Source organism: Desulfobaculum sp. (genome assembly GCF_054921475.1).
In genome coordinates, this window is sequence record NZ_JBUDSW010000296.1 from 1 (window position 1) to 4,049 (window position 4,049).

The 4,049-nt window shown below is 61.3% G+C and carries 2 protein-coding genes; both read right to left on the reverse strand.

Going from position 1 to position 4,049, the window contains the following annotated elements:
• Nucleotides 1–363: 363 nt before the first annotated feature.
• Nucleotides 364–1,035 (reverse strand): uracil-DNA glycosylase, encoded by a 672-nt coding sequence (gene ung, locus ACY69P_RS14845; protein WP_462328033.1) that lies wholly within the window; start codon nt 1,033–1,035, stop codon nt 364–366.
• 140 nt (nt 1,036–1,175) lie between these two features.
• A partial coding sequence (locus ACY69P_RS14850) for a PEP/pyruvate-binding domain-containing protein (protein ID WP_462328034.1) occupies nt 1,176–4,049 on the reverse strand: 2,874 nt, incomplete at its 5' end.

Genomic DNA, 4,049 nt, shown 5'->3' on the forward strand with positions numbered 1-4,049 from the left:
GGGGGCATAAGGACTCCCGTCCTTATGTATCCTGCGTGCGCACAAGCCGGATGCGTGGAGACAGGCCTGCCGTCACCCCTGACGACTCCCGCCCCCGCCGGCATGGCAAGCCCGCCGGGGCGGTAATGCCCTACGCTTTTCCCTCCGGGGGCATAAGGACTCCCGTCCTTATGTATCCTGCGTGCGCACAAGCCGGATGCGCGCAGACTGACCTGTCGTCACCCCTGACGACTCCCGCCACCCAACGTCTATTTTATGGGCGGCTTCCGCCCATAAAATCCTAAGGATTGTTAAGGAAATTATTTCCTTAACCCGCCGGAGGCATTGACTTTCTCCCTCTTCCCCTGCCCATCCCCTTTCCCTCTACCACTCGATAGGCTCGACCCCATGGCGCACAAGGTCGTCATTCGCAAGGGCGAAGTGGTTGCAGCCAAAGAAGCCGCGATAGGCGGAGAGTGGCGAGGGGTGGGCGGCTTCGAGGACGAGGTGCTTGGCGGTGTCGATAAGGGCAGCTTTGCTGCGGGCGAAGCTGCCCCACAGGAGAAAGACGACGTGCTGATGCTGGTCCGAAATGGCCGAAACAATGGCGTCGGAGATGCGCTCCCAGCCGAGGCGGCGATGGGAGCCAGCCTTGCCTGCCTCGACGGTGAAGATGGCGTTCAGAAGCAAAACGCCCTGCTGCGCCCAGCGGGTGAGGTCGGTGGAGCACTGACGCTCTTCGCCGTTGTACACGGTGGCCTGAATCTCCTTGAACATGTTGCGCAGGGACGGCGGAACGCGGACACCTTCGGGGACGGAGAAGGAAAGCCCGTGGGCCTGCCCCGGCCCGTGATAGGGATCCTGACCGAGGATGACGACCTTGACGGCGTCAAATGGCGTCTGCGCAAGGGCGTTGAATTCGAGGCCCTCGGGCGGATAGATGGTAGCGGACTGGCGCATGCTGTGAACAGTGTCCAGGAGCGCGGTGTGTGCCCCTTCGGCAAGAAGCGGCACGGCCTGTTCCCAGCCTGCGAGGGACGCTTGTGGAGTGGGCATATGGCGGTTTTCCCTATGGGTTGTCATTACGATGTGCGGGACGCATTGCGGGCGGCCCTTGCGGTGTAAAAAAGCCCCCCGGGCCGATGGTCCGGGGGGCTTTGCATGCGGATGCCGTACGGTCTCCGGTGTGCGGAGAACTAGGCCAGTCCGAGAGCCTTACGCTGCTTTTCCAGCGCCTTGATCTGCTCGTCGAAGTTGGCGAAGCCAGCCTGATGCAGGGCGTCGAGAACGGTGCTCTCCCAGTCCCAGCTGGCGTAGATAACCGGCTTGTGGAAGGTGGCACGGAAACGCTGCATCTCCTGACGGTAGAACTCTTCCTTCTCGGCATCGAGATTTTCGCGAAGCTGCTCGGCAAAGCGGGCAAGCTCGCCCTCGTACCATTCGAGGAAGTCGGCAGGCGTCTTGTACTTCTTGAGGATGTGACCGTAGTTCTCCTCCTCAAGGAGCTTGATAAGACGGTTGAGGTGCTGCTTTCCAAGCCACTTGCCAAGGTTGGCGAGGGGAATGTTCAGCGCCTCGACAGCGGCCATCTCTTCCTTGGTCTGGTGGTAGGTATCCGGCACAACGGAGGCGGAGGTGATGCCGGCAATGGCAACCAGTCCGCGCAGAATCACGCTGTTGGAGACACCCTGACCGCAGAAGCCGACCTTCTTGGCGTACTTCTGACCGGTGAAGATGGTCACGAGGATGGCCCAGATAACGGCCGGGTCCTCTTCGTCGTAGATGTGCTGGAGTCTGGCGTTGTCACGGTCCGTAGCAAGCACCATCTGCGTCATGTCATTGGAGCCGATGGAGAAGCCGTCGAACTCTTCAATGAACTGCTTGGCAAGAATGGCGTTGGCCGGGATTTCGGACATGAGGATGATCTTGAGACCGTCCTCGCCGGACTTCACCTTGTGCACCTGCTCAAGGTAGCGCTTCATGCTGCGCGCTTCTTCCAGCGTACGCACAAAGGGCAGCATGATCTGGAGATTCTTGCCGCCAAACACGCCACGGGCGAGCTTAAAGGCTTCGATTTCCCAGTCATGGATATTACGGGAGACACCGCGGTAGCCAATCATCGGGTTGTCTTCGTAGCTTTCGAAGAGGTTGCCGCCGATGAGGTTGCGGTACTCGTTGGATTTGTAGTCGGTGGTACGGTAGACGATGTCCTTGCCATAGAAGGCCATGGCGAAGAGCGCGAGGCTCTGGGACAGGGTCTGCACGTAGTGTTCCTTGCCGTTGCGGTAGCCGCGGGACTTGATAAGCTCGCGGATGCGCTCGGGCAGGGTGCGGACTTCCTCAATTTCCTTAGCCAGACCGGTCTGGCGGGCGACTTCGCGGCGCATCTCGCCGATGCGCTGGAGGACGTCCTGAATGTAGGGGTTGTCCTTCACGAGCTGCATGTGCTCGTTGATCTTGGCCTGCAGCTCCTGACGGCTCTTGACGCTGTGCGTGTCGGAACCGGAGAACTGCTCAAGGGCGTCGGCCCAGCCCATAACCACGGCAACGTGGGCCTCAAGATCTTCGGAGGTCTTGAGCACGTCGAGGCGATGGGTGGCCTGCTCCAGATGGAAGTCGAGCTGCTTGTCCAGTTCGCGCATGTGGCGATGGATGGCGAGGACTTCCTCGGTGCCGCCGGGAGTGCTTTCGCGTTCGGTCAGGGCCTGAATCTGCGGAGCGAGGTCGGTGATTTCACCGACGTAGTCGCGCAGCTTGAGGTCAAGGGTCCGCACGCCGGAAGCGAGCTGGTCGCGCACAACCTTGGTCAGCTGGGCGTCGAGGTCGCGGAGCTTCTTGTCCACGAGGGTGTCCAGCAGGCCGGAGTCGTAGGCTTCCAGCGCCATCGGGTGGATGGAGATGTTGCCCAGCATGAACTCGGCGCGCAGCAGGCCAACTTCGAAGTCCGGCACATTGCGCAGACGGGACAGGAACAGCGCCTGACCAACGTCGGCGAGAATGAGGCCAACCCGAGTCTTGGTCTGCGGCAGCTTGGCGGTATCAATCTCACCACCAACCTCAATGAGGGGCAGCTTGCCGCGGTACACCTTGGCGCGGGAACCGTCGACCGTCACTTCCTGACCGTCGAGGTTACGCAGCACTTCGGCGCGCTGGATGCCAATGATGGCGGGGATGCCCAGCTCGCGGGAGGTGATGGCCGCGTGGGAGGTGTCGCCACCCACATCGGCAAGGATGGCGGAGGCGATACGCATGCCCGGAACCATGTCCGGGTCGGTGCGCTCAGCAGCCAGCACGTCGCCCTTGTTGACCTTGTTCAGCTCAAGAGCGGAACGCAGGAAGCGGACAACGCCCTGCCCAGCACCGCGGGATGCGCCATTGCCTTCGATGATGACCTCGGCGCGGGTGAGCGCCTTGGGGTCCACTTCGAGGCGACGCATGAAAATGGTGTGCGGGTGCTGCTCGAATTCTTCGTTCCAGCGGGTCTCGGGGCGTGCCTGCACGAACCAGAGACGGTCGGAGGAATCGATGCAGAATTCGGTATCCATGATCATTCCGCCGTAGGCCTTGCTGATGCCACGGACGCCGCGGGCGACTTCCTCGGCCTGAGCAAGCGACAGAGACCACTGGTAAGCGTTGAAATCATCAACGCGCTCAATCTTGGTGCCGCCCTCGGGATCGTAGACAATTTTCTTGTCCTTGAAGCCCATGGAACGGATAACGACTTCGGCGTTGTCGTCACGCTTGAAGACGTAGAACTTGTCCGGGGTGACCATGCCGCCGACAACGGCTTCGCCGAGGCCATAGCTGGCATCAACGGAGACGAGGTCCTTGCGGTCGGTGCCGCGGCAACCGGTGGCGGTATCCGCGGAGAAGGCGGTACCGGAGATGACCGGATTGATCATGCGCATGATGCACACGGACAGGGAGGTATTCTCGATGGCCCACTCTTCTTTCGCCGTGGTGGCGATGGAATCGTCGCCAGTGGCCTCAGCCTCGGCAATGGCGTCGAGGATGGCTTCACGGCGGTAGGTCATGCTGCGCAGGTTGTAGGCGGAGGCGCAGTCCCAGTG

Coding starts and splice junctions, on each gene's coding strand:
- ung (WP_462328033.1), bottom strand. CDS start 1,035: ATGCCCACTCCACAAGCGTCCCTCGCAGGCTGGGAACAGGCCGTGCCG.